This is a genomic window from Bifidobacterium scardovii JCM 12489 = DSM 13734 (genome assembly GCF_001042635.1).
GTDB lineage: Bacteria > Actinomycetota > Actinomycetes > Actinomycetales > Bifidobacteriaceae > Bifidobacterium > Bifidobacterium scardovii.
In genome coordinates this window covers 95,452-122,290 of sequence record NZ_AP012331.1, presented here as the reverse complement: position 1 = coordinate 122,290, position 26,839 = coordinate 95,452, and the positions used below count along the sequence as shown (strand labels likewise).

At 64.4% G+C, this 26,839-nt stretch carries 19 protein-coding genes and 2 pseudogenes; 7 read left to right on the top strand and 14 right to left on the bottom strand.

Annotated elements, in window-relative coordinates; translation table 11 throughout:
* Positions 1-37: 37 nt before the first annotated feature.
* On the top strand, positions 38-3,214 hold the full coding sequence (locus tag BBSC_RS00480; protein WP_033517624.1) for a DEAD/DEAH box helicase: 3,177 nt from the start codon (positions 38-40) through the stop codon (positions 3,212-3,214).
* A 3-nt stretch (positions 3,215-3,217) separates the two neighbouring features.
* Here BBSC_RS00480 and BBSC_RS00475 read toward each other — a convergent pair whose 3' ends face one another.
* The 4 genes and pseudogenes from BBSC_RS00475 to BBSC_RS00460 all read right to left on the bottom strand — a co-directional run.
* Positions 3,218-4,138, bottom strand: a complete 921-nt coding sequence (locus BBSC_RS00475) for a glycosyltransferase family 2 protein (protein ID WP_033517625.1) — start codon at positions 4,136-4,138, stop codon at positions 3,218-3,220.
* Between the two features lie 76 nt (positions 4,139-4,214).
* Entirely contained in the window at positions 4,215-4,883 is a 669-nt protein-coding gene (locus tag BBSC_RS00470; RefSeq protein ID WP_046726128.1) for a pyridoxamine 5'-phosphate oxidase family protein, read from the bottom strand.
* Positions 4,880-5,836 (bottom strand): peptide-methionine (R)-S-oxide reductase MsrB, encoded by a 957-nt coding sequence (msrB, locus tag BBSC_RS00465; protein ID WP_081892983.1) that lies wholly within the window; start codon positions 5,834-5,836, stop codon positions 4,880-4,882. Before msrB ends, BBSC_RS00470 begins: the two co-directional genes overlap by 4 nt.
* Before the next feature lie 74 nt (positions 5,837-5,910).
* A pseudogene (locus BBSC_RS00460) lies at positions 5,911-6,348 on the bottom strand (EamA family transporter); the annotation flags it as partial.
* Positions 6,349-6,634: 286 nt separating this feature from the next.
* On the opposite strand from BBSC_RS00460, the gene BBSC_RS00455 reads away from it, so the two are divergent.
* From BBSC_RS00455 to BBSC_RS00435, 5 genes are all read left to right on the top strand, one after another.
* On the top strand, positions 6,635-7,189 hold the full coding sequence (locus tag BBSC_RS00455) for a carboxymuconolactone decarboxylase family protein (RefSeq protein ID WP_046726129.1): 555 nt from the start codon (positions 6,635-6,637) through the stop codon (positions 7,187-7,189).
* A complete protein-coding gene (locus tag BBSC_RS00450; protein WP_033517629.1) occupies positions 7,186-8,352 on the top strand; it encodes an iron-containing alcohol dehydrogenase in 1,167 nt (388 codons plus the stop codon). Before BBSC_RS00455 ends, BBSC_RS00450 begins: the two co-directional genes overlap by 4 nt.
* Before the next feature lie 90 nt (positions 8,353-8,442).
* Complete coding sequence (locus BBSC_RS00445; RefSeq protein WP_171818088.1) at positions 8,443-9,558, top strand: methionine ABC transporter ATP-binding protein; 1,116 nt, start codon at positions 8,443-8,445, stop codon at positions 9,556-9,558.
* Positions 9,555-10,235, top strand: coding sequence for a methionine ABC transporter permease (locus BBSC_RS00440; protein WP_033517631.1), 681 nt, complete (start codon positions 9,555-9,557; stop codon positions 10,233-10,235). The genes BBSC_RS00445 and BBSC_RS00440 overlap by 4 nt, the downstream gene beginning before the upstream one ends.
* A gap of 87 nt (positions 10,236-10,322) precedes the next feature.
* Entirely contained in the window at positions 10,323-11,192 is an 870-nt protein-coding gene (locus BBSC_RS00435; protein WP_033517633.1) for a MetQ/NlpA family ABC transporter substrate-binding protein, read from the top strand.
* 353 nt (positions 11,193-11,545) lie between these two features.
* Here the strand turns inward: BBSC_RS00435 and BBSC_RS00430 are convergent, their stop codons facing one another.
* The 3 genes from BBSC_RS00430 to BBSC_RS00420 form a co-directional block, all read right to left on the bottom strand.
* Positions 11,546-12,622 (bottom strand): iron-containing alcohol dehydrogenase family protein, encoded by a 1,077-nt coding sequence (locus BBSC_RS00430; RefSeq protein WP_033517635.1) that lies wholly within the window; start codon positions 12,620-12,622, stop codon positions 11,546-11,548.
* Positions 12,623-12,767: 145 nt separating this feature from the next.
* The gene (locus BBSC_RS00425) at positions 12,768-14,084 is read right to left on the bottom strand and encodes a pyridoxal phosphate-dependent aminotransferase (RefSeq protein WP_081892985.1); all 1,317 of its coding nucleotides are present in this window, start codon (positions 14,082-14,084) and stop codon (positions 12,768-12,770) included.
* A gap of 204 nt (positions 14,085-14,288) precedes the next feature.
* A complete protein-coding gene (locus BBSC_RS00420) occupies positions 14,289-14,657 on the bottom strand; it encodes a YccF domain-containing protein (RefSeq protein WP_033517637.1) in 369 nt (122 codons plus the stop codon).
* 376 nt (positions 14,658-15,033) lie between these two features.
* On the opposite strand from BBSC_RS00420, the gene BBSC_RS00415 reads away from it, so the two are divergent.
* A complete protein-coding gene (locus tag BBSC_RS00415; protein ID WP_033517639.1) occupies positions 15,034-15,489 on the top strand; it encodes an Hsp20/alpha crystallin family protein in 456 nt (151 codons plus the stop codon).
* 214 nt (positions 15,490-15,703) lie between these two features.
* Here the strand turns inward: BBSC_RS00415 and BBSC_RS00410 are convergent.
* The 7 genes and pseudogenes from BBSC_RS00410 to BBSC_RS00380 all read right to left on the bottom strand — a co-directional run bounded on the left by BBSC_RS00410 (position 15,704) and on the right by BBSC_RS00380 (position 26,837).
* A pseudogene (locus tag BBSC_RS00410) lies at positions 15,704-16,779 on the bottom strand (alpha/beta fold hydrolase).
* 111 nt (positions 16,780-16,890) lie between these two features.
* Complete coding sequence (locus BBSC_RS00405; protein WP_033517641.1) at positions 16,891-19,215, bottom strand: YhgE/Pip domain-containing protein; 2,325 nt, start codon at positions 19,213-19,215, stop codon at positions 16,891-16,893.
* Entirely contained in the window at positions 19,212-21,944 is a 2,733-nt protein-coding gene (locus tag BBSC_RS00400) for a YhgE/Pip domain-containing protein (RefSeq protein ID WP_033517643.1), read from the bottom strand. The genes BBSC_RS00405 and BBSC_RS00400 overlap by 4 nt, the downstream gene beginning before the upstream one ends.
* 312 nt (positions 21,945-22,256) lie before the next feature.
* Positions 22,257-23,153: a family 43 glycosylhydrolase gene (locus tag BBSC_RS00395; protein WP_046726130.1), complete on the bottom strand. Its 897-nt coding sequence runs from the start codon at positions 23,151-23,153 to the stop codon at positions 22,257-22,259.
* Positions 23,154-23,401: 248 nt separating this feature from the next.
* Positions 23,402-24,379: a carbohydrate ABC transporter permease gene (locus BBSC_RS00390; RefSeq protein WP_033517647.1), complete on the bottom strand. Its 978-nt coding sequence runs from the start codon at positions 24,377-24,379 to the stop codon at positions 23,402-23,404.
* The gene (locus tag BBSC_RS00385; RefSeq protein ID WP_033517648.1) at positions 24,379-25,320 is read right to left on the bottom strand and encodes a carbohydrate ABC transporter permease; all 942 of its coding nucleotides are present in this window, start codon (positions 25,318-25,320) and stop codon (positions 24,379-24,381) included. Before BBSC_RS00385 ends, BBSC_RS00390 begins: the two co-directional genes overlap by 1 nt.
* A 131-nt stretch (positions 25,321-25,451) precedes the next feature.
* Positions 25,452-26,837 carry an ABC transporter substrate-binding protein gene (locus tag BBSC_RS00380; RefSeq protein ID WP_033517649.1) on the bottom strand — a complete coding sequence of 462 codons (1,386 nt, stop codon included), beginning with the start codon at positions 26,835-26,837 and terminating at the stop codon, positions 25,452-25,454.
* Between the last annotated feature and the right edge of the window lie 2 nt (positions 26,838-26,839).

The window sequence follows — 26,839 nt, the reverse complement described above, 5'->3', positions numbered from 1 at the left end:
CACAAGTTCAGACGACGAACCAGAGTATTCGGCAGGCATGCAGCATGGCGATTCCGGTCCGGCATCGTCGATGCTCGAAGACATCGTCTCCGGTCTGATCGCGGCACGGTTGGACGCGCCCGGCGAATATAAGCCGACACTGATCGCCAATCGAGCTGGAGGGCCGACCATGCGGGAGGAGATCGGCGACGCCTTGGCCACCAGCGACTCCTTCGACATCTCCGTCGCATTCGTCTCCGCCGGAGCCCTGCTCAGCCTGTTCGAGGACTTCAGAAGCCATCGCTCGATAGCGAAACGGACCAGCAGGCTGATAACCTCGACCAAAAACCATTTCAACGACCCGCGGGCGTTCTGGGAGCTGCTGCATTTGCGGAACATCGCCGGCATTGACGTTCGCGTCTGGGAAGGCTCTGCCGATGCCGAGACCGATGCGATGCACCAAGGCCAGCCGTTCCATCCAAAAGGATACATTTTCGCCCGTCGCATGAAGGACGGCACGCCCTACTACGACATGTACGTGGGGAGCTCGAATCTCACCGACACCGCATTGACCACGCAGCGCGAATGGAATCTCAAAGTCTCCTCGCTGGCGGAAGGTGATCTTGTCGGGCAGTTCCAAGACGAAATCGCCTCGCAGGTCGACGATTCCGTGCCGCTCACCGAAGAGTGGATCAAGCGGTATGAAGAAGATTTCAAGAAGTACGCCCCGCCTCGCCGCGCGATCCTGGAATCGCTCGCCAAGCGCGATATACAACCGAATGCCATGCAACGGGAGGCGTTGGCCAACCTGAAGAGGCTGCGCGAGCAAGGCGAGCGCCGCGCGATCATCGTGTCCGCCACGGGCACCGGGAAGACGTATCTTTCCGCATTCGACGTGCGCGAATACCGGCCGAAACGCATGCTGTACATCGCCCAGCAGCAGATGATTCTTCAAGCCGCGATGAAGTCCTACCACAAGGTGCTCGGCTGCGACGAATCCGAACTGGGACTGTATTCGGGGACCAGCAAGCAGCAGGACCGCCGCTACGTGTTCGCCACGGCGCAGACGATGCGCCGGCCGGAGATTCTGGCGCAATTCCGATCCGATGAATTCGACTATATTCTGGTCGACGAAGTTCATCATGCCGGCGCCGACGGATATCGGCGCATCATCGACCACTTCAAAGACGCCGATTTCATGCTCGGCATGACCGCCACGCCGGAGCGCACGGACGGCATCAACATTTTCGAGCTGTTCGGGCATAACATCGCCTATGAGATCCGCTTGCAAAAGGCGCTGGACGAGAACATGCTCTGCCCGTTCCACTACTACGGCGTCGCGGAATATCTTGGCTCCGACGACGATCCGGAAGACTCCTCCCACCGCCTCGATGTGGCCAATGGCCTGGATGCGCAGGACTCGAAGCAGCTCAAGTACGAGATCGAACAACTGGCCACCGGGCAACGGGTGCGTTACATCGTCGACAAGTTGCAGGAATATGGGCAGTTCAACATTCCCGTCACCGGACTGGTGTTCTGCAGCCGCCAAGAGGAGGCGCGCAAACTGTCCCGATTGTTCAACCGGCAATGGAACCAGCAGGCGGAACGTCTTTATCGCACCGCGGCCGTCACCAGCACGGACGACAACGGCAAGCCCGTATCCCAAACGCAGCGGGACGAGTATGTGCGCAAGCTCACCGAAGGCGAGCTCGACTACCTCTTCACCGTCGACATGTTCAACGAGGGCGTCGATATTCCCGCCGTCAACCAGATCGTCATGTTGCGCAGCACCGAATCCAGCATCATCTTCACGCAGCAGCTGGGCCGAGGCCTACGTAAATTCCCCCACAAAGACAGCGTCGTGGTCATCGATTTCATCGGCAACTACACCAACAACTACCTGATCCCGGTGGCGTTGTACGGCAACACCGGCGACCGCGATCGAGCGCGCCGGAACCTGCAGCGCAAATCGATCGGCCTGTCATCCATCAGTTTTGACCCGATCGCCAAGGAACGCATCCTGAAGTCCTTGGACACCGCCGATTGGTCCGACATGAAAAAGCTGTCCGAACAATACCGGCAGGTGCGTTACGAGCTGGGGCGCATCCCCATGCTCACGGATATCTACGACTATGACCCCTCGCTGCCGTGCACGCTCGCGTCAAAGCGCAGCAACTATCTTGATTTCGTGCGTTCGCGCGAGAAAAGCCTGGGCAAGGGCAGACACCACGAAGCGACGTTCGAAGACCAATTGGATCCAGTAACCGACGTTGAGGATGCGGTGCTCAAGATGGCGACGGAGCTGCTGCTCCCCGGATTGCGGCCGCACGAGTTGGTCATTCTCGATCGGCTCTGCCGCTTCGCCGACGAGCGACCGGGCGACGGCGCGCCTCACCATTGGGACGCCGGCTCACCAATCGGCCGCAGCGCACTGCTCGACGCGATTCACGCCGAATTCCCGCAAGCCGACGCATCGGACGCGCAATTCGACTCGGCGATCAGCGTGCTCGATTACTCGTATTTCACCGGTCCGAATCGCAGCCGTTTCGGCAATCAGCCGTTGATCGAGACACTGGGCAACGCCACAGGCGGCGGAACTGTGGGAGACGACATCGCCTATCGGCTGAGCGACGCATTCGCCGCCATGCTTGCCGCGAACCGAACGTTCCGCATCTTCTTCGCGGATACGTTGCGCACCGGCTTGGCCAACTGCCGCGGCATCTTCCGCGAGGCCACCGCCAAACAGCAGGCTTTCGACCATATGTTCCTGTACGAACGCAAGTATTCCATGGCCGACGTCATGCGGCTGTGCGGCTGGAAAAAGGAGAACACCCCGCAGAACGTGGGCGGCTATCTACTCGACAAAGAGACCGGAACCATGCCCATCTTCGTGAAATACGCAACCAGCCAGTACGAGGATGAATTCCTGAACACGCAGGAGATGAAATACTTCAGCAAGAATGGGCGCACCCCGCAGTCCCCGGAATTCCTATGGGCGCTCAACGGCGTCGGCCCGGACTGGCACCGTACGCATTTCGTCCCGCTGTTCGTCATGCGCAAGGCGGAGGAGGCCGACGGCAAGTACTACTACGTCGGCCATGTCGCCGCGTTCGGGCATCCCCGGCTCACCACCAAGCCCGATGCGAGCGGACAGGGCAGCGTGAAGGTAACCTTGTCGGTCCTGCGCCTGGCCCGGCCGGTCGACCCGGAGCTCTATCGGCATTTGGTGAGCTGACCCTCAGCTCCGCAGCCGCACGGCGGCGGCCATGCCGCCGTCGCCGTAGGTGGGATTGGCCATGAACGCCTTGCTGGCCTCGGCATCCCCGCGCATCAGCGATTCCCACATGGCAAGGCGCCGCATAGAGATCGCCTCGACCCCGAGCACCGCGTCGGCAAGGTGCCCGGCGTACAGGCCGTGATGCTTGGCGATGAGGAACCGCATCAGATCGAGCCGTTTGGCCATGCTGGTCACGTTGGGCGACACCGGGGCGGTGCGATATGCGATCAACGGCTCGGGGACGATGCCGATATGGGCACCGTCCACACCGTCTGCACCATCCGCACCGCCCGCGCTCTCCAGCATCGACAGGAAGAAGTCCCAGTCCTCGAATCCGCTGCGCATCGATTCGTCATAGCCGCCGCATCGCTCCCACGCGGAACGGCGAATCAGGCACGTCGCCGGGCAGCAATTGCGCGCTACGAACGCGGAGGCGCCGCCGCCGGACGGTCGGACCACCGAATCCAGCACGCCGAACGTCCGCAGCCAACCGGACGCGGCGACCATCGCGCCGTCGCCTTCCAGCAACGGCAGCGTGCGTTCGATGAACTCCGGCATCAGACGATCGTCGCCGTCCAGCACCACGACGAACGGCGTCTCGGCGGCCGATATGCCCCGGTTGCGCGCGGCCGACGGCCCCGCATTGGGCTGCCCGATCAAGTCGACCGCAACGCCGCCGGCGGCCGCGCGTCCGATCTTCGCCCCATGTCGGCAATCGTCGAGAATCGCGTTCAGCGCATCGATCGAGGCCGCATCATCCGACCCGTCGTCGACGATGATGATGCGCTGCGGCCGGACCGTCTGCGTCAGCGCCGATTCGACGGCTTCACGGATCAGCGGACCCTGATTGTAGCTGGTAATCACCACTGTTACTGCTGCCATGCGGCAAGTCTATCTGGTTCGGGCGCGGACCGCCCACCGGCGCGGATACGGCCGCTGCGCCAACGCCACGGCACGCCTATTCCGCTTGCGGATGAGGCGCACCCGCCGAAGCCGAAGACGAAGACGCAGCCGACTGCTGATGCTGATGCGCATGCACGGGCGCCGGCTTGGCACGGACCTTGGCCGTCAGATAACCGACCTCGATCTTCCACACGGTGACGCTGCGCACCTGCGCATCGGTGAACTCCACATGCGGCATATGCGCCTGATGGGCCATCAACGCCTGCAATCCGTGGCGACGCTCGTCCATATCCTCGACCAGCGAGGCCTCGCCGTTGCCGACGACCGACTTGAACGCCTCGCCCCAGTTGCACGCGGCACGGCCGGCCACCACCTCGCAGTCGGTCCGCATGGCGAACGCCACGGGCAAGCGCCCGCCTGCCGCAGCCCTGATCGCGTCGAGCTTGCGGCCGTGCGGCGCCGAGTGGAACCAGAGGGTCATAGCGCCGGACGCCACGTCGTAGTCGTAACCGAAATTAAGTAGCACGACGGTCAGCCCCTCGGCATCCGTGTAGGCCACGTCGACGATGTCGCAGCCCGCGAGAATCGCGGCGATCTGCTCACGATCCGTCACCTCCCGGTCCGCGCGCCTCATCATGCGCCGTTCGCCGGCGACCGTGCGCTCATCCTCGCGTTTGGACGGCGTACGCGCTCCGGTGGTATTCCCCGTGTTCTCCATGCTCATGACCGATCGTCACCGTCCACCACGCCGATCCAGTCGCCATAGCCTTCCTCAGCCATCCGCGAGCGCGGCACGAACCGCAGGGCGGCGGAATTCATGCAATACCGCAGCCCGCCGCGCTCGGCCGGACCGTCGGTGAATACATGGCCGAGGTGGATCTGCGTATCCGCCGTGCGCACTTCGATGCGATCACGCCCGGGAATGCGGTGGTCCTCGTGCTCGGTCAGCGTCGCATCCGAAATCGGTCGGGAGAACGCGGGCCAGCCGCATCCGGAATCGAATTTGTCGCGCGAGGAGAACAGCGGCTCCCCGCTGACGATGTCCACATAGATGCCCGGCTCGAACTCCTCGTCGTACTCGTTGACGAAGGGGCGCTCGGTGGCCGCATGCTGGGTGACGGCGAACTGCTCGAGCGTCAGGCCCCAGATGCGCTCCACGTACTTCTGGCGGCGCTTCACATTCGCGATCGCGGCGAGCGGAATGTGGCAGTATCCGCCGGGGTTGTTGATCAAGTAGTCCTGATGGCGCTCCTCCGCCGGGTAGAAGTTGCGCAGCGGCTCGACCAGCACGGCCGGCCGCTGCGGCTGCCGGTCGACGAGCTGCTCCAGCGCGGCGACGTACACGGCCTGCTGCGCCTCATCCGTGAAGAACATCCCGGTGCGGTACTGCCGCCCGTGGTCCTCGCCCTGGCGGTCCACGGAGAACGGATCGATGACCTCGAGGAACAGCAGCGCCAGCGTGCGCAGCGTCACCTGCTCCGGGTCGAATTCGACGCGCACGGTTTCGGCGGCGTCCGTCGTTCCGGCGCAGACCTGCTCATAGGTCGGCGATTCGACGGTGGATTGCGCGTACCCGACCGTGGTTCCGGTCACGCCGTCGACGTTCTGGAAGTACCGTTCAAGACCCCAAAAGCAGCCGCCGGCGAAATAGGCGGTCGGCGTGTTGTGTTCGCTCATGGAACTCACGATACTACGGATGCGCGGCACGGCAACCGGCGATCAGGAACCGGCGGCCGGCGCCGGTCTCCCGCTCACCGCACTAGGAACACCATCGCGAGGATCATGACGAATCCGATCAGATCGGTCAGCGTGAACACCGCCCCGGTGAACATGACCGCAGTGATGGTGGCGGCGACCGGCTCGCTGGTGCCGAGCATGGTGGCGCGCATCGAACCGACGCGCATCATGCCGCCCAGGAACAGCCAGTATGCACCGAATGTGCCGCCGACCACCGTATAGACCATGAGCAGCACGCCGACCCAGTCCAATGCCGGCGCGGTGGCCCACGGCCGCACGAACGGCAGCAGGATCATGCCGGAGATCACGAACATCAGGCCATTGACCGTCAGGTTGCCCCAGCGCGCGATCATCTTCGCCGGCATGATCGACAACTCGACAGTACGGCACATCGCGGGCCCGGGCAGCCCCGCAACAGACCGGGAACGAACCGGAAGGCCCCAAAAGCAGCCTCCGCGGAACGCATCGGCTCATCAAAGCAGCCACCACCCGCCCCATACGCGTCCACATACTGGACACACCGCCGTTTCGAGGCATATTCGCCCCCGTCAGCACCCGCACGGCCGCAACGCCCTGATATGGGCCTATCAATTCCACGTATAACCAACCCGTTCCCCGGCCACCATCGGGGCCATACGATGAGTCAGGCAGTGCGGAAGGCGCGACGCCCGCGACGGGCGGCACACGCGCGGCGCACACAAGACAACGCACGGATACCACACAGGAAAGAGGATCATCATGGCACGAGTCGGATCGGCGGACCCGAACAATCTGACCGCAGACGCCAGCAAGGCGTGGGACGATCTGGACAAGAAGGGCACGTTGACCAACATGCAGCAGACCCTGCTGCGCGATTACGGCACCTTCCTCGCCTACCGCGCCTGGCACTACTCCTGGGACAGCTTGGTCGCCACGCTCGGCATCAAGGACGCGACGATCTTCGCCCACGCGATCTCGCGCACCGGCAGCTGCCTGCTGTGCTCGCTGTTCTTCGTCAGCGACCTGCGTGATCTGGGCGTGGACCCGAATGAGTTCGAGCCCGATGAGCGCGAGCAGCTGCTCATCGACTTCGCCGAAAGCATCGTCAAGAACCCGACCGCCGTGCCGGACGAGCTGTTCGCCCGCGTCCGCAAGGCGTTCAACGACGACGAGATCGTCGTGATCGTCGGCTTCGCCGGCCAGATGATCGCCGGCAACACCTTCAACTCCGTGCTGAAGGTGGACGTCGACGGCCGCCTCAAGCCGCTCGAGCACACCTTCACCCCGGCCACCTGGAGGGACGCGATCAAATGACCTTCACCTATTCCAGCAAGAACCAGCTGATCTTCGGCGTCGGCGCGCAGCACCAGCTCAAGGAGCTGCTCGCCGCCTACCACCCGACCGCGATCCTGTTCGTGTACAGCGGCGACTACGTCTTCGATCTGGGCATCCGCGACGAGGTCAAGCAGGCCGCGGACGCGCTCGGCGCGCGGCTGTACGAGAACGGCGACGTGGTGCCAAACCCGCATATCGAGCTGGTGCGCACCCTGGTGGACGAGGCCCGCGCCAACCATGTGGACTTCGTGCTGGCGGCCGGCGGCGCAAGCTCGTTCGACACGGCCAAGGCCGTGGGCGTCGGCGTGCCCTATCAGGGCGACGTCTGGGACCTGTTCGACGGCACCGCAACGCCGGCCGAGACGCTGCCGGTCGGCGTGATCAGCACGATCCCCGGCTCCGGCTCCGAAGTCTCCGACTGCGCCGTGCTGCAGCAGGGCCATGACAAGCGCGCGCTCGAAACCCGCCTGATCATCCCCGAATTCGCCATCGTCAACCCCGAGTACTCGCGCACCGCGCCGTTGCGCCATCAGGCCGCCGCCGTGGCCGATCTGGCGGTCGGATTCCTCGAACCGTACTTCACCTCCGGCGAGCGCATCGAGTCGGCCGACCGGCTGCTGGAAGGCGGGCTCAAGGCCGCTTTGCTTGCGGGGCGCCGCTTCGCCGCGGACCCGCAGGACCTCGCCACCCGCACCGAGCTGCACTGGCTGTCGGCCACGATGTTCAACCACTGCTGGCTGTCGACCGGCGGCGAGAACGACTGGACCACGCACCGCGTCGAGCACGAGCTGGGCGGCGAGTACGACGTGATCCACGGCGAGGGCATCGCGGCGATCCTGCCGTCGATCATCCGCTACGTGGCCAAGCGCAAGCCCGAACGCTACGCGCAGCTCGCCGCGCGCGTGTTCGACGCCGACCCGTACGACTACACGCCCGAGCAGGCCGCCGATCTGCTGGCCGATCGGCTTGAGGAGCATTTCCGCGCGCTGGGCCTGGCCGTGAGCCTGCACGAGCTCGGCATCCCCCGCGAAGGCATCGAGCACGTCGCCGACGTGCTGACGCACGGAGGCACCACAACGGTCGGCAACTATTCGCCGCTCACCCGCGACGACGTGATCGCCGTGCTGGAGCTGGCGTACTGATCCGCGCGGACCTGCAGGCCCGATAAGACCGCCAGTCCCGACAGGCATCGACAAGCATCACGGAACACGCATCGCAAGAGAGGAGACACGATGACGGAACACGCGCATGACGACGCGACCACCGGCGCGACCGGCACGCCCGACAACGCGACCGGCAACGCCGGCGAAGTGCCGGCGGTCGCCATTCACGACCTCAAGAAGATCTACCACACCGAGGAGGGCGACAAGGTCGCCCTGCAGGGCATCAACCTGACCATCGAACGCGGCGACATCTACGGCATCATCGGCCTGAGCGGCGCCGGCAAGAGCACGCTGGTCCGCTGCATCAACGGCCTGGAACCGTTCGACGGGGGGTCGCTCGAGGTCAACGGCCGCGGCATCGGCGACCTGCGCCCCAAGGAGCTGCGTTCGCTGCGCCGGCGCATCGGCATGATCTTCCAGTCGTTCAACCTGATGCCGTCGCGCACGGTGGCCGGCAACGTGGAGCTGCCGCTGTTGGGCGGCGAGCTCGACCGGGAGGCCCGCGCCGCGCGCGTCGCCGAGCTGCTCGAGCTCGTCGGGCTGGCCGAGAAGGCCGACAACTACCCGAGCGAGCTGTCCGGCGGCCAGCAGCAGCGCGTGGCGATCGCCCGCGCGCTGGCCAACAACCCGGACATCCTGCTGAGCGACGAGGCGACGAGCGCGCTCGACCCGAACACCACCAAGTCGATCCTCAAGCTGCTGCGCCAGCTGCACGACACGCTGGGGCTGACCATCGTGATCATCACCCACCAGATGTCCGTCGTCAAGCAGATCTGCAACAAGGTAGCGGTGATCGACCACGGCACGATCGTCGAGGAGGGCCGCCTGTTCGACATCTTCGTCAACCCGCAGGCCCCGCTGACCAAGTCCTTCGTGGCCACCACGTCGAATCTCGACAAGGTCAACGACCTCATCGAGGAGCACTCGCCGCTGGTCAGCGTCGGGGACGGCGGCGTGCTGCTGCGCATGCGCTACATCTCCAAGGAGGTGTCCGAAGCGCTGGTCTCGCACATCTCCCGCCAGTTCGACATCGACGTGAACATCGTGTTCGGCGACATCGACGTGGTCGAGGGCTCGCCCCTTGGAGGTCTCGTCGTCGTCATCACGGGCGACCGGAACAACATCCTCGCCGCGATCGACTACCTGAAGAACCGTAACATCGGAATCGAGGTTTTGGCATCATGACCGATTTGCTTTCCAGCTGGTTCCCGAATGTCGTCACGCGACTGCCGGAATTCTTCGACAGCTTCGTGCAGACGCTCATCATGCTCGGCGTCACCGGCGTGCTGTCATTCGTGTTCGCCACCTTCTTCGCCGTGGTGCTGACCGTCACCCAGCACGGCGGGCTGACGCCGAACCCCGTGGTGTTCAACGTGATCGACAAGATCGTGAACCTGTTCCGTTCGATCCCGTTCATCATCCTCGCGGCGGCGCTCGTGCCGGTGACCCGCGCGCTGGTGGGCACCGCGATCGGCACGAAGGGCGCGATCTTCCCGCTGATCGTCGGCATCACGCCGTTCTTCACCCGCCAGATCCAGTCGGCGCTGAGCAGTGTTGACCCCGGATTCGTGGAGGCGGCGGTGTCGATGGGCATGAGCCCGATCGAGATCATCTTCCGCGTCTACCTGCGCGAGGGCGTCCCCGCGATCATCCGCGTCACCACGATCACCCTGATCAGCCTGATCGGCCTGACCGCGATCGTGGGCATCGTCGGCGGCGGCGGTCTCGGCGACTTCGCCATCCGCTACGGCTACCAGCGGTACATGCTCGACGCCACCTACGCGACGATCATCGTGCTCGTGCTGCTGATCGGCCTGATCGAGTTCATCGGCCGTCTGCTGGTCGAGATCACCGAGCACTGACCGATCCGCATCCGTTCCATCCTCATTCAGATCCTTATTCATCACCCATACGCCATAACGCAATATCACTAGAGAGAGGGGCATATTATGGCATCCGCAACATCCAAGAAGAAGGCGAAGACGCAGCTGATCGCGGTGCTCGTCGCCATCGTCGTCGTCATCGCGGCGGTCATCGGCGTCACGCTCGTGCGCAACGCGCACGCCGGCAGCGACAAGGTCGTGACGGTCGGCGTCGTCGGCAACTCCGACGACGCGGTCTGGACCGCCGTGCAGAAGAAGCTCGATTCGGGGAACGCGCATATCAAGCTCGAGCTCAAGCCGTTCCAGGACGGCATCTACACGAACCAGGCCCTCGCCAACAAGGAGCTGGACATCACCGCGTTCCAGCACTACGCGTTCCTGGAGCAGGAGGAGAAGGAGAAGGGCTACAAGTTCACCGTGATCGGCGACTCGTACATCTCCCCGCTCAACCTGTACTCCAAGAAGTACAAGAGCGTCAAGGACTTCAAGCCCGGCGACAAGATCGCCATCCCCAGCAACGCCACCAACACCGGCCGCGCGCTCAAGGTGCTCGACAGCGCCGGACTGATCAAGCTCAAGGACCCGAACGCCGCCAACCCGACCGTCGACGACATCGTCGAGAACCCGAGCGGCGTGCAGATCGAGCTGAACGACGCCGCGGCCATCATCAACCTGCTGCCCGACTACGCCGGCGGTATCACCAACACCAACTTCATCATCGATGCCGGCATGAGCACCGACGACGCGATCTACCAGGTGCCCGACAGCCTGACCAACAAGGCCTTCAAGGAGTACATCAACGTGATCGTGGCCAACACCGCCGACAAGGACAACCCGACCTACAAGAAGATCGTGGACGCCTACCACACCAAGGATGTGGCCGACGCGATCAACAAGAACTACAAGGGCGCGGTGATCCCGGCCTTCAAGTACTGACGGACGGCGTTATTGCCGCATAGTCAAGGGGGCTTCTCCCACGGGAGAAGCCCCCTTTTCGTATTCCGGCTCCCCTCCTGGAGGGGAGCTGTCGGCGTAGCCGACTGAGGGGAGAATATGTGAATCGGCTGATTCAGGTGTTTGCGGGAATGCTCCCCTCAGGCCACTTCGCGGCCAGCTCGCCCTGCAATCAAGGATGGCCTTGCGGCCGGCAGCCTGTCTGCTCGGCTGTCGCCTCGCCTTCGCCTACAAACGCCTCTGGCGTTTGCTTCACGGCTCAGCCTCACAGAGGGGAGCCAAGTGTAGCCATGATTGCGGGCGGCTTTGCGTCGATGCCGACGCCCCTTGCTGAGTTACAGCCGCTCCGCCTCGCGCATGGCGGCGATTATCGCGTCGGCGGTGATGCCGGGCACCGCAAGGCAGAACGCGGACTTCGGGCCGGCCGCGAATTCCGCGACCATGCGCCAGTCGCCCTCGTTGGGCTCCAGGCCCATCGTCGCGAACGAGTACGGCAGCCCGACCGCGCGGTAGAACGGCAGCAGCGAGCGGGCCTCATCCTCCTTGCCCTCGGCGATCAGCTGCACGATGATGCCATACGCCACCTTCGACCCGTGCACCACGCGCGTGCTGCCAGGCAGCAAGGTGAGCGCGTCATGCATCGCGTGCGCTCCCGAGGCGCGTGCGCGCACGCCGCCGAAGCCTCCGACCGTGCCGCCCAGCCCGATGATCACGTCGACCACAAGACGCAGATGCCCGTCGACGTTCCCGGAATCGTAGGATGCGAGCGCGGCCTCGCCTTCGGCCAGCAGCACATCGCGGATCAGCCGCGCCGACTGCTGCGCAAGGCGGTCGAAGGCACCGAGCTCGCCGGCCCGGGCGAACACCGGCACGGATTCGTACCATTTGGCCAGGGTGTCGCCGATGCCGCCGATCAGGAACTCGCGCGGCGCCTTGCCGACCAGCGCGGCGTCGACCAGCACCAGATTCGAGTTGCGCGGGTGCAGCGGCGCGCTGACATAACGGTGCTTGTCGTCGTAGTTGACCGACAGCGCCGAATACGCCGCGCAGGTCGCCGCCATCGTCGGCACCATGATCAGGTCGGCGCCGGTGAATTCGGCCACGTTCTTGGCGGTGTCGGCGAGTTTGCCGGCGCCGATGGCCACGATCGCGTCGGCGCCGAGCTCGGCCACCCGGTCGGCGACCTCATGCGCGTTGCGTATCGTCGCGCTGCCGTCGTACCGCAGCACCGGCAGGTCGGGCGCCGCGCCGGCGGTGTAGCCCGCGAACGCCGCGAACGACTTGCGGCCGGTGATGATCACCGGCTTGCGATAGTCCTGCAGATAGTCGCCAAGCCGCGCGGCGGCACCGATCTCGCTGACATAGCGATCCGGCCCGCTGCGCACATCGCTGTCCTGAACGTGAGTGCTCATGCATGCTCCTTTGATCGTGATCCGGTCTGTCCCGCGGATCGGCCCCGACCGGAATGCGGCCGGCGTGGCCGTGCCAGTATCCTACGGTCGGGCTCGTTTCGTGTTGTTTGTGTCCGTGTTAACCGGTGTGGATGGGACCCCGGCGTCACCATGCCATGCCGCGGATGCGGGCCGCAGCCTCGATGAGGTGATCCTCGCTTTCCAGCAGGCTCAGCCGTATATAGTCCTTGCCGCTGGCCCCGAAGCAGGAGCCCGGCATCACGGCCACATGCGTCCGGCGCAATATGGCGCGGGCGAAGGCGTCGCCGTCCCCGGCGAAGGTATCCGGCACACGGGCCCAGACGAACAGGCCATACGCCGAGTCGAAGGAGCGGATGCCGGCGGCGGAGAGCGCCTGGGACAGGATCCCGCGCCGGTGCGCGTACCGTTGAGACAGCTCGCGCACGCTCGACTGGTCGCCGTTCAGGCCGGCGGCGCCAGCGTCCTGCACGGCTCCCGCCGGGTTGGTGCACATCTGGTGGTGGTAGTCGCGGATATGGGCCATCAGTTCGGCCGGCGCGGCGGCGAACCCCGCGCGCCAGCCGGCCATGCCGTACATCTTCGACAGCGAGACGACCTCGATCGACACGTCCCGCGCCCCGTCCACGGCCAGCAGGCTCAGCGGGAGCGCCTCCGTGCCGATGCCCGCATACGCGAAATCGTTCATGACCAGGAAATGATGGCGGTGGGCCAGCCGCACGACCTGCTCATAGAACTGCCGGGTCGCGGCCGCTCCCGTGGGATTGTTCGGATAGTTGAGCAGCAGCAGCTTGGCGTCATCCCACACCTGCGGGTCCACGGCGTCGAGATCGGGGATGAATCCATGCTCCTCATCGGTCGGAATGGTGACCATACGCGCGCCGGCGACGGCGGCGAGCGCCGCATATGGCGGATAGTACGGCTCCGGCACCACGACGGTGTCGCCCGGGTCGAGCAGCACCTGCGTCACGGTGGACAGCCCCATGATCGCGCCGCAGGTGGCCAGCAGTTCGGTGGTCCAGTCCACGTCCACGCCCTGCTCGCGCCGGTACCACCCGGCGGCGGCCTGCAGGAAATCGGGTTTGCCGTCGAACGGCGTGTACCGGTGGTTCTCCAGCCGCCCGGTCGCGGCCCGACCGGCCTCGACGATGTATGCCGGCGTCGGCAGGTCGGGGTTGGCCTTGCTCAGGTCGATGACGTCGAACCCGGCCGCGCGCTCCTGCGCCACGACCTCGTCCATCGACGCGAAGACGTTCGCCGGCACGGCCGCCGCGCGGCGGGCCAGCAGACCGGCATATCCCCCACCATCGGCCGGCCAGGATCCCCGCTCGGGTCCCTTGTCGCTCTCATACTGCGCGTATTGCGCGCGCTCCGCGTATCCGGTGCGTTCCGCACGCGGATTCTCCGCCTGCCGCGCGGACTGATGCTTACGATCGTCGGCCATGCCGCTCCCCAGCTTCCTGATAGTCGTGCCGTATCATACGCTATCGGGAGCGGCCGCGGGACGCGCGCAGCAGGTTATCGGATGTGGTTATGGCAGCGTATAAAGGCCCCGACGCCGGCCGGGGCAGCGATCATTCGCGTCCCCCACGACGCGAACGTCCCCGCAACGCGAGCGCCGCGAGGGTGCGAACGCCGTACCATCCGTTCAGCGCAACGAGAGAATCTGCGCGCCGAACGGCCAGAGCGCCAGTTTGGCCATCTTGAAGGACTGGATGCCGAACGGGATGCCGATGATCGTGACGCAGTTGAGCGCGCCGGCCAGCACGTATCCGATCGCCATCCACCAGCCGACCAGCACCACCCAGAAGATGTTCATCAGCGTGGAATCGAAGCTGCGATCGTACACCACGGTCTTGCCGAACGGCGTCAGCGTGAGCTCCGCCATCTTGAATGCCTGGACCCCCAACGGGATGCCGATGATCGTGATGCACAGCAGCAAGCCGACCAGCGCCCATCCGATCGCGATCGCCAACCCGCCGAGGACAAGCCACAGAATATTACCCAAAAGTCTCATGCCACCATCATGGCACGGTTGGGGACGGCAAACACCCCCCGAACGTCACTGATTCATCCCTGATTCACAATTGACCGCGGCAACGACGCCGCAGCCCATGCCCGCGCGATCGCCACCGCCAATCACAAACTTGAGTCCAATAGACTCAAGTTTTTTCACCGTGGGTAAAACTCGGCTCCATCCGCTCCCGAACGACCTACATTATGAAGTGAAAGGCAAGGCAGGAGCCCTGAGGAAGGGTTCCGGGAGCGGCAACGATACCGAAGCCGCCAGCCAAAGCCCGAAGGCCAACGGCCCCGATAGCCGCCCCGAAGACCGCGGATGGCGCTTCGGAAGCCAAGCCACTCCGCCTCGCGTTGTGTAAGGAGTACCGATTATGGCAATGTTTCCGGCGTTGATGAACGATACGATGTTCTCCGATCTGTTTGACGATCCGTTCTTCAAGGGTTGGCGCAGTGCGGCCAACAACCGCGCTGCGGCTACTCCGGCCAACATGATGAGCACCGACGTGCGCGAGACCGACAACGCCTATGACGTTGACATCGACATGCCGGGGTTCGACAAGGACGACATCAACGTCGAACTGAGCAACGGCTACCTGACCGTCTCCGCCCGCAAGGACGAGGATCATTCCGACAAGAATGACGAGGGCAAGTGGCTGCGCCGCGAACGTTACGTGGGCACCTGCTCGCGTAGCTTCTACGTCGGCGACGACGTGAAGGAATCCGACATCCACGCCAGCTACAAGAACGGCACGCTGTGCCTGCAGGTCCCGAAGGTCCAGGCCCAGCCGCAGGTTGAGTCCAAGCACACCATCGCCATCGAAGGATGACGCTGCTTTCCCCGAATGCCGTCGCGCCGCGTACCGGCCCACGTCCCCGCTCCCCATTTGGGGAGACGGATGAATCGGCCGTGAATGAACGGCGTTGACGGGTTCCGCGAGCCCCCTGCCGGCGAGGAGCGATTCCTCGCCGGCAGGGGGCTCGCGTCGTTAAGGAGCGCCGCCAGCGGTCTATCTCGCAAATGATTGAGTGGTTCGCGCCCCGCTACCTAGCGATCGTCTCCATCTCCGAGGCGCCGAGGAAATCGAAGATCTGCGTAAGGTACGGCCCGAGCACCGCATTGGGCATGCTGAAGATCTCGTGCAGCGAATCGTCGAACCGGGATTTGCGGATATCGCCCCCGGCGTCGGCGACGTTGCGCACGAAACGGTCCTGCGGCTTGTTGAGCACCCACACGTCACGCCCGGCCTGGAACAGGAGGATGGGCGTCTCGATGTTCGCGCACGCGTCCTGCCGCTGCACGGCGCGGGATAGGCGCAGCGCCTGGCGCACCCATTCGAAGGTGGCCGCGTTCGTCTGCTGGTGCACGTCATTGACGCGCTGCTCGTGGAACCAGCGTATGCGCGCCTCGCTGGCGCCCCGATACGCCGACATGTCCAATTCCGGGCTGAAATCGCTCTGCCCGAAGACGACGTGGCGGCCCAGGCCGACCGAGCACAGCGCCTCGGCCAAGCCGACGGCCAGCCAGTTCGGCATGCCGGTGACCGGCGCGATCATCGGCGCCGAAAGCACGGCCTTGTCGAACAGGGTCGGATGGGTCTCCAGCACGGCCGCGCCGATGCCGCCGCCCATCGAATGGCAGTACAGGTCGAGCGGCTGCCCATCCGCATACCGCTTGCCGACCGTATCGGCGAACTTCGCCAGATCGGCCTCATACCGACGCCAATCGTCGATCCAGACCAACGACCGGTTGTCGACGTCGCGGGCCGAATAGCCGTGCCCCCGGTGCTCGAGGACGCACACCGAATATCCCGACATCAGGAAGTACCAGACCATTTCGGCGTATTTCGCCGCGAATTCGGTGAATCCGTGGGAGATCACCACGGCGCCGCGGAACACGCCGGTCGCGCCGTCCTCACGCAGCGCGTCGAATTTCGCCGAATCGTAGCACACGTAATGCAGTCTCCCGCCGGACGAGCCATCGACGCTGTGCGGCGTGGGAACCCCGCCACCTCGGCCGGTTCCATCCACCCTTCGACCCGGCATTCGGCGAGCGCCGGCAGCACCCTGCCGTTCATGTCCTCGGCATAGCGGTTCTCATCGATCAACTTCAGCTGCATGATTCCTACCCTAGCGGATGTTCCCGATGCCGGCGCGACACTTCAGCCCCGTCGCGCCGCAGGCACCCCACGTCACCCGACAAGCCGGGAGTGCCGGCCGCGCCGGCCGCATCACATCACCTTGGTGCTCTCGAGGTTGCGGATGATCCAGTTGTTGAGGCGGATCACCGGCTTGCGCAGCATCAGGCCGAGCAGCAGCGAGGGGATCAGGAACAGCGCGAGCTTGCCCATCGACACCCAGTACTCCATGCCGTACGAGCCGGCCATCGCGGCGTGCATCGCATCGACCGCGTAGGGGAACAGCAGGAACTTCGACACCGCACGGAAGAACGGCGGCAGGGTCTCGATCGGGAAGGTGCCGCCGGAACCGGCCACCTGCATGACCAACAGCACCACGGCGATCGCCTTGCCGATGTCGCCGAACGACACGGTGAGCGTGTACACCAGGTTCGAGAACACCAGCGAGGCCAGCCATCCGACCATCAGGAACTGCACCGGGTGCTCGCACTGCACGCCGAGATAGAACATGTCGCCAAGGCACACGAGCGTGCCCTGCATCAGCGCGAACAGCGCGAAGATCAGATACCGGCCGAAGTACTCCTGGTACAGGTGCAGCCCGAAACCGCGCGCGTTGCCCGGCGACTCGGCGCGCGGCTTGCGCAGCACGTCGATCATCGCCCCCGGCCCCGCGGTGCGGCCCGCGATCATCGCCTCGCGCAGGCCGGTTTCCGCGCCGAGCGGCAGCACGTTGCCGAGTCCCAGGATCTTCGCCTTTTCATGGTCGGAAACCGTCACCTTGAGCATGGCGACCAGAATGATCGACCCGACCCAGATGGACAGGATCGTATAGAACGGGGCCATGGCCGACCCGTAGTTCTCCACCGGATACACGGCGATGCGGTCGACGGCCACCGGCGCGGACAGCATCGTGGCGATCGTGTCCGAGTCGGCGGACGTGAGCGCGGACAGGTCAAGGCCGCCGCCGCTGAGCACGGAGAAGAACTTGCCGTTGAGATCGTCGAGTTTCGTGGCGGCCTCGCCAAGCGACGCAGACGCATCGGAAAGCGTCGACTGCACGGCCGCCAGGCTGCCGGAGATGCCGCCGGACAGCCCGGATACGTCGTCGATGGTCGCGCCCAGCCCGTCGATCACGGCGGTGGACTGCGTCATGACATCGCCCATCGACGACGACAGCGCGTCGAGCTGCGGCTTGAGCGTGGTCCGGTAGGTGTCGGCCACCTGCGTGACCGAAGCCTTGGCATCGGCGATGTTCGAGGCGAGATCCTTGCGGGTCGTCTCCAGATCGGCGCTGCCGTCGGTAAGCCGCCGCGCCGCGCCGCCGATCGCCGTGGCGACGTCATTGAGCTTGGTCTGCGTGGCCTGAGCCTGGTCGGCGGCCGCATCGAGCGCGTCCCGCACCGCTTGCGCGCCGGCGGAGGAAGCCAGCGAGCGCAGCGCCGAGGCATAGCCGCCGAACCCGTCCGCTTGCGACTGCACATGGCTTTGCAGGTCGGTGAGCTTGCCGGCGACCTGCGTCGATTGATCGTTGATGTCCGAGAATGCGGCGGCGATCTGCTTGTCGACCTTGTCGTAGGCCGACGACGCCTGATCCAACGCCGTGTTGACGCCGCTTGTGGCACCGGACAGCGCGTTTTCCAAGCTGGTCACGGCGTCGGTGCCCTGCTGCATCGCCTGCTTCGCGTCGGATGCGGCCGACTGGTTGGATCCGAGCAGCTTGTCGGTCGACTCGATGATGCTGGTGGTCGCCCCGATCAGCCCGGCGTAGGCGGTGGCCTGGTCGGACGCGCTCTTCAGCTGCGACGACAGGGACGAGATATGCTCGGTGGCGTTGGTCACGTACTGCGCCACCTGGGGGCTCTGCGCATAATCGACCACATTCGAGGCCAGGCCGATCGCGACCTCGCCAAGCGTCTTGACGAAGGTCTGGTCGATGGTTGTAGCCACCGTGCTCGCGCCCTGATCGGTGATGTGCGGCGCGATCGGGTTGATTTTCTCGTTGAGGTAGTATTCCAGCTTCGCGTGCTTGATGTTCGGCGAGAACAGCGTCATCATGTCGGCGCTGAAGCTCTTGGGGATGATCAGCGCCGCGTAGTATTCGCCCGAGTTCACGCCGTCGATGGCCTCGCTTTTGTCGACGAACTGCCAGTCGAGGTCGTGGTTGGCGCGCAGCGCGCTGGTCACGGTCTCGCCGACGTTGATGGTGACCGGGATCAGGTCGGACTTGTAGCCCTTGTCGACGTTCGCGACGGCGACTTTCAGCGCCTTCGTGTTGCCGTACGGATCCCAGCTGGCGGCGATGTTGTACCACGCGTACAGCGCCGGCACGACCACCAGACCCATCGCGACGATGAGCGCGATCACGTTGCGCGTGGCCTGGCGGACGTCGCGCACGAAGATCTTCCATATGTTCCTCATCGCGCGCCTCCTTCACCGCTCATGCCATCGGCCGTGCCACCGGTCATGCCGCCGGTCGCTCCGTCGCGGCCCGGCGCGATCTCCTCGGTGTCCTCGCCCACGGCCGTAGCCGCAGCCCCGGCAGTCGTAGCCGCCGCATGCCCGGGCGCATGCCTGCCTGCGCCCCCATGCGTGCGCCGCCACACGTACCCGTGCAGCATCACGTCGCGGAACTCGTCGGCGCTCATCGTGCTCACGCCGAGCTGGCGCGCGTAGCTGTCCCTGGTGTATTCGACGACGATCAGGTACGCGTCGATGACGATGATCGACACGATCCACGCGGTGAGCATCGCGATCTTCTCCTGCGTGACGAACAGCAGGATCAGGAATACGACCGGCAGCACCAGCAGCACGATCAGCCCCGATCCGATCATCTTCGGATAGCGCGCGAAGAATCGGTGCGCGCGCCGCTTGACCACGGTGTGCAGCTCGTCGGTGCCGGAGATCTCGCGGAACACGGCGGTCAGACTCACCCGCTCGTTGACCATGCTGTTGTGCTCGGTGATCATCAGATCCGTGTCGCCGAGGCGGCGGTCGAACAGCGCGTTGAGGTTCAGCGCATACCGGCGCACCACCAGCCCGACGAACAGCGCGACCGGCAGGTACCACGACAGGTGCATCATATCGACCCAGTAATGGTTGCCGTACGTGCCGGCGATCGGCCCGCGCATCGCGTTGATGCCATACGTGAACGGCAGCCACGGGTGCAGTTTGCGGAAGAAGTCGGGCATCATCTCGATCGGGTACAGGCCGGACGCGCCGGGGATCTGCATGATCACCAGGATCACGGCCACGGCCTTGCCGATATGGCGGAACGCCACGGCCAGCGCGTAGATGATATTGATGTACACGAACGAGCAGAACACGCCGGCCAGGATGAACAGGAACGGATGCTCGCACTGGATGCCGAGCACCAGATCGCCGACGGTCGCGATGATCGCCTGCAGGAAGCCGATGGTGACCAGCAGCAGCCAACGCCCCATATACGCCTGCGAGGCGGAGAAGCGCGCGATCGACTCATGGTCGACTTCGAGCTTGTAGATCGCGATGAGCACGAATCCGCCGACCCACAGCGCAAGGTTCGTGTAGAACGGCGTGACGGCGGAGCCGTAGTTGTCGGTGGGATAGACGACCTTGGTGGTCAGTGAGACGGGGTTGCCCATGAACTCGCCGAACGCCTCGTCGTCGAGGTGCAGGGCGTCGCTGATCTTGCGGTAGGTCTCCGAGCTGTTGATCGCGGCGATGTCGGTGCGCACGGTCGCCACGCTGCCGGACAGCTGGCCCAGCGAGGTCTGCGTGCCGGCGATGGCGGACGTGGCCTGGCTGATGGTGGACGACAGCTGGTCGAACAGCCCGTCGGTCTGCTCCAGCGTGTTCGACAGCGAGGCCAGCGTGCCGTCCAAGGTGCCGTTCAGCGCGGCGAAGCTGTTCAGCGATGCGGTGAGATTCGGCATGATCGTGCCGGTCAGCGAGCCGCGGGCGGCGTTCATCGCCGCGATGCCGCCGACCGCCGTGTCGCCGACCGCGCCGGACAGATTGCCGGTCGCGTCCTTGCCGGACGTGATGAACGCCGTGGTGTCCTTGTGGAAGGCGTCGACCTGCGTCTGCTGCGCGCTGACGGCATCGTCGATCGCGTTGATCTGCGACCAGATGCGCTGGCCGACCGGATCGGCGGTGTCCTGGCCGAGACCGGCCTTGTTCAGCGCGTCCTTGAGATCGCCCAAGGTGGCCGCGGTGGCGTCCAGCGGTCGGGAGATCGCATCGGTGATGGCATCGATGGAACTCTGCGCGGTGTTGAACGATCCGATGACCGTGCCGGCGGCGTTGTTGGCGTTCACGGCCAGCCCCGACAGCTGGATCGATCCGTTGTCGAGCGCGCCGACCAGCGTGTTCGCGAAGGACTGCGAACCGGTCTGCGCCTCGGAGAGCAGCGTTCCTGACTGCTTGGAGGCCTGCCGCGCCGCGGCCACCGTGCTCTTGAGCGCGGCCGTGGTGCGTTTCGCGTCCGCGATGGCCGTATCCGCCTGATGCAGCGTGGTCTGGGTATCCGCGAGCGCCGTGTTCACGGTGCCGATGCTGTCGATCACCTTGTTGAGGTCGCCGATCACGTCGTTCTGCGTGTTGGTCGTCGCCTCGTCGAGTTCGTTGCCCGCCTGGGATATGGCGGATGCGACCGCGTTGCTCACCGTGGAGACGAAAGTGGAGTTGATCTGCTCGTCGATGGTCGTCGCGCCCGTATCGGTGATTTTCGGCGCGATCGCGTTCTTTTTCTCGTTGACGTAGTACTTGATCTTCGGCCGGGTTCCGGAGCCGGTCACCGAATCGACCAGACTTTCGCTGAAGTCCTTGGGCAGGACGATCGCCGCGTAGTATTCGCCCGACTGCACGCCTTCCAGCGCCTTTTCCTCGCTGACGAACCGCCACCCCAGCTCGTCGTTTTTCTTGAGCTCGCTCACGACCTGCTTGCCGGCGTTGAGATCGCCGACCAGATCGTTGCTGGCGCCCTTGTCGTCGTTGGCCACGGCGACCTGAAGGTTGCCGGTGGCCGAATACGGATCCCAGTTGGCGAGAATGTTGAACCACGCGTACAGCGAAGGGATGATGGCCACGCCGAACGTCACCACCAGAGCGACCGGATTGCGCAGAATCCGGATGAGATCACGCGTGAAAATACGCCACACCGTTCGCACTCGATCCCTCTTTTCGCCGCGAGCCTTACTATCTGGTTGCCTTCCAAGCAGTATATTCCCGCCCCCGAGCAAACCGGCATTCAGCGAACAAAACCGGATAAATGGAACTCGTTTGACGCAATTCGCGGATCAAGGTGCGGCGCCGGGCCGCTAAATCTGGCTCCCCTCCATGAAGGGAGCTGTCGGCATGGCCGACTGAGGGGAGCATATGCGAATCGGCTTGATTCAGGCGTTCGTGGTAGTGCTCCCCCTCAGACCGCTTCGCGGCCAGCTCCCCTCATAGAGGGGAGCCAGACTGTACGCACCGAGCCGCTAGCGCTCGTAGGTCCATTCGTCGTGCCACTCCAGCATCGCCTCGCCGCCGCCGATGCGGATCGGCAGCCACAGCGTGGGCGAATTGCCCAAGTCGTCGGGATTCCAACGGTCGCCGATGTAGAGGAACTGGCCGTCGGGCAGCGGCATCACCAGATTGCACTGCGACTCGAAGGTCTTCGAGCCGAGCGGCGTGAACGGCTTCCATTCGCTCCACGGGCCGTGCAGGTCGGCCGCGGTGGCGAACATGTTGTCGTTACAGTTCCACCCGGTCAGCTGCGAGCCGAACCAGTAGTACAGGCCCTCATGCCTGATGATGGTCGGCGACTCGTAGCCGTATTCGTAATTCGTGCCCCGCTCGCAGGCCACGTCCTCGACCACCGAATGGTAGTCGCCGGACAGCCGGTAGATGTGCGTGCCGTGCTCGCGGTCCTCGGAAATGAGGTATCCGGCCCCATCCTCGTCCTGGAAGACGCCGATATCGCGCGAGATGTTGCCGAACGGCTGCATGGAGAACAGGAAGCGGAACGGACCGAGCGGGTTATCGGCCACGGCCACGCCGATATGCGCGTAGTTGTAGTCGCCGCGCTCGGTATGGATGTACATCACGTATTCGCCGGTGGACGGGCAGCGCAGCACCTTGGGGCGTTCGGCGATGGTGTCGGCGGCGAGCAGTCCGCTTTCGCGCACGCCCAGCACGATGCCCTCGCTGCGCCAATGGGCCAGATCGTCGGACGTGTAGCAGGCCACGCCCTGGAACCGGTTGCCGTTCACCTTGTTCTCGCCGTAGGCATAGTACGTGCCGCCGAAACGCTGGATGCCCAGCCCGTGCAGCTGGGCGACCTGGCCGTGGTCGTCCAGCGCGAGGCTGACGCCCTTCATGGTCACTGTAGTCATCGATGACTCCTTTATATATAGGTATAGGTATGCGGGCATGCGCGCGCGACGCGCACCGGCGGCCCGGGAAGTGCCGCACGGTCACGGCGCGCGCATGATATCAATGGGGAAACTGACGAGGGTGGGACCTCGGACGGGAATCGGCAGCGGCCCGGACGGACAAGGGCCGCGAATCATTCCTTGAGGAATGGTCCGCGGCCCCAGGATTTGGCGTACCTCCGTATATCAGGCTACTGCGCGAACCTGAATTATTGCTTGACGGAACCTGCGGCCAAGCCGGACTGCCAGTACTTCTGCAGGAACAGGAAGCAGATGATCAGCGGGATGATGGCGATCAGCGAGCCGGTCAGGATCAGGTTGTTCGGCAACTCCTTGACGGACGTGTCATTGCCCATCTTCAGCCATACGTTCAGGCCGACGGTCAGCGGGTAGTCCTTCGTGTCCTGCAGCATGATCAGCGGCAGGAAGTAGTTGTTCCACACGCCGACCAGCGCGAACAGCAGCACGGTCACGAAGCCCGGGGACAGCAGCGGGAAGCCGATCTTCCAGAAGATTGTCCAATGGCTGGCGCCGTCGAGTTTGGCCGCCTCGACCAGCGAGATCGGTATCGACGTCTGCGCGTAGATGATCATCAGGTACAGGCCGAACGGGTTGCTCAGCTGCGGCAGGATCACGGCCCACGGCGTGCTGACCAAGCCGACCTGCGAGTACATGAGGAACAGCGGCACGGTGATGACCGTGCTGGGGATCGACATGAACGCCAGCGTGATCCACAGCAGCCAGTTGCGGCCGGGGAACTTCATCGTGGCCACCGCGTAACCCGCGAAGGTCGCGATCAGCGTGGAGCCGAGACCGGCGACCACCGCGTACATGAGGGTGTTGAGCAGCCAGCGCGGGTAGACGCCGTCCTTGAACGTGAAGGTGTCATGCACGTTCTGGAAGAACACGTTCTTGTCGGCGAACCACAGACCCGGCGAGGTGTACAGGCCACTGTTGCTCTTGGTGCTCGAGAACACCAGCCACAGCAACGGCACCAGGCAGTAGATGACCATCACGGCCATCACGATGTGCAGCAGCCAGCTCATCACGCGCTGCTTGCCCGTGAGCTTGACCTGCTGCGCCTGCTTCTCGGCGCGCCTGCGGTTGCGCTGGCGGTTCTTCCAATCCTTCTGCGCGAGCTTCTCCTCGCGCGTCGCCTTGCTCGGCGATACGGTTGCGGCACTCATTACTTATCCCACCTGTTTCCGATAGCCTTGACGATGGCGACGAGCACCATCGTGATGATGCCAACGACCAGCGATACGGCGGCCGCGTAGTTCGCGTCCTGGCTGGTGAACGCCAGGTTGTAGGTGTACATGTTCGGCGTGTACGAGCTGTTGATCGTCTCCGGAGCCAGCGTCTTCAACACGTTCGGCTCGTTGAACAGCTGGAACGAACCGATCAGCGAGAACAGCAGCGTCATCACGATCGAGCCGCGGATCTGCGGGATCTTGATCGACCATGCGATCCTGAGCTCCGAAGCGCCGTCGATGCGGGCCGACTCGTACAACTCCTCCGGGATCACGCGCAGCGAGGAGTAGTAGATCAGCATGTTGTAGCCCACGAAGCACCATGTGGCGATGTTCGCGATGGCGAACAGCATGAGCTGGCTGCTGAACATGTTCGGCGCCTTCGCCCCGAACAGATGGGCGATCTGGCCGAACAGGCCGTAGTCGCTGCCGTAGATGTAGCCCCACATCATGGCCGCGATCACGCCCGGCACCGCATAGGGCAGGAACATGAGGATGCGCGGCACCGCGATGTGGCGGATGCGCTGCGAATCCAGCATCAGCGCGGCCATGAGGGCCAGCGCGAGCATGAGCGGCGTCTGGATCCAGAAGTACAGGAACACGCGGCCGAAGCCCGTCCACATCAGCGTATCGCGCAGGGCCTTCAGATAGTTGCCGAATCCGACGAACGAGGAGCCGCCGATCATCTGCTGCTTGAAGAAGCCCAGATACAACGCGTAGAACAACGGGATGATCGTACCGAACAGGAACACGATCACGTAAGGCAGGCAGAACGGGATGCCGATCCAATCCGGCTTTTCCCTCCTGACCTCGACTTTCCGCGCTTTCGCGGGCTTACCCGCGCCCCGCGCGGCGGGGGACTCAACTGCTGCACTCATTTTTTGCGCCTATCCAATCCTTCGATGGTCACTGTGAACGGACCGGGTGGGGTGGTCGCCTCGCGCATGGCGCCGACGGCCACCCCACCCATCAGTTCGCGATCACTGGAATCGTTCCGGGATCGACTCCGTCACTTCGCGGTGACGTTGAAGCCCTGCTCGGTACCGTAGGTCTTCAGCTTGTCCTGGAACTTGCTCAGCGCGGAGGTGATGTTGCCGCCTTCCTTCATCTCGGGCACGACGATGTCCTTGAAGTCGGAATCCATCTGGTTGTTGTACGGCAGGATGGACCAGTTCGTGTTGATCTTCTCGGCGGCCTTGAAATAGATCTCGTTCACCTTCTGGCCGAAGTACGGATCGTCGGTCTCGGCGTACTTGGAATCGGACTGGAACGACTTGGCTGCGCAGAACAGGGAGCCGCCGACGGTCTGGAAGGCGTCGATGGACTCGGGATCGGAGTTGACCCAGTTGATGAAGGCAAGCGCGGCGGCCTGCTTCTCCTTGGTGTCGGCCGTGGTGGTGACGCTCAGCAGCGAACCGCCGGCCTCGCCGACCTGCAGGTCATCCTCGGAAGAGCCCCAGCTCGGCGGTAGGGCGGCCTTGAGCTTGCCCTTGAGCTCCGGGTTGCCGGTGGCGAACAGGCCGCCACGCCACGACCCGTCGATCCAGGAGGCGTACTTGCCATCGGCGAACGCACGGTTGAACTCGTCGGTACCGGACGGCACGGCGGCGAGAACGCCCTCGTCGATGAGCTTCTGGGTGAAGTCGGAGATCTTGGTGGACTTGTCGCCAGTCAGGTTCAGCGTGACGTCCTTGAGACCCTCGACGGTCCACGGGTTGGCGTCGCCGGCGTGCAGCATCTGCACGAACTGGCGGTTGCCCGAGGTGTCGATGAAGCCGAGGTACTTGCTCGGATCGGCCTTGTGCAGCTTGATGCCGGCCTGCTCGTACTCATCCCAGGTGGTCGGGATCTTGATGCCGTACTGGTCGAGGATGTCGGTGCGGTACCAGGCGGCGATAGGCGCCTGATCCTGCGGGATGCCGTACAGGCCGTCGCCCACGTGGACGTTCTTCCACGCGGCGTCGTTGTACAGCTTGCCGATGTTGGAGTCGATGCCATCGCCGTTGAGGTCGACGAGCGCGCCCTGCACCGCGTACTGCGGCAGCGCGTCATACTCGAGCTGGACGATGTCCGGCAGGCCCTTCTTGGCCTTGATGGCGTTCTGCACCTTGGTGTAGTGGTCGGCGGAGGCACCGGTGGACTTGAAGTCGATCTTGATGTGCGGGTACTTCTTCTCGAAGGCCTCGACGCTGGGCTTCATCGTGTCGTACGACCATGCCCACATCGTCAGGTTGATGTCCTTGTCGCTCTTGAGAGCCGCCTCGACATCGGAATAGCTGACGGCCGTCTTGCCGGAAGCGCTGCCTCCGTTGCTGCCCGTACCGCAAGCTCCGAGAGTGAGAGCCATGGCCGCTGCGGACACTGCGGCAACTGCTGCTTTCATCTTCATTGACATGT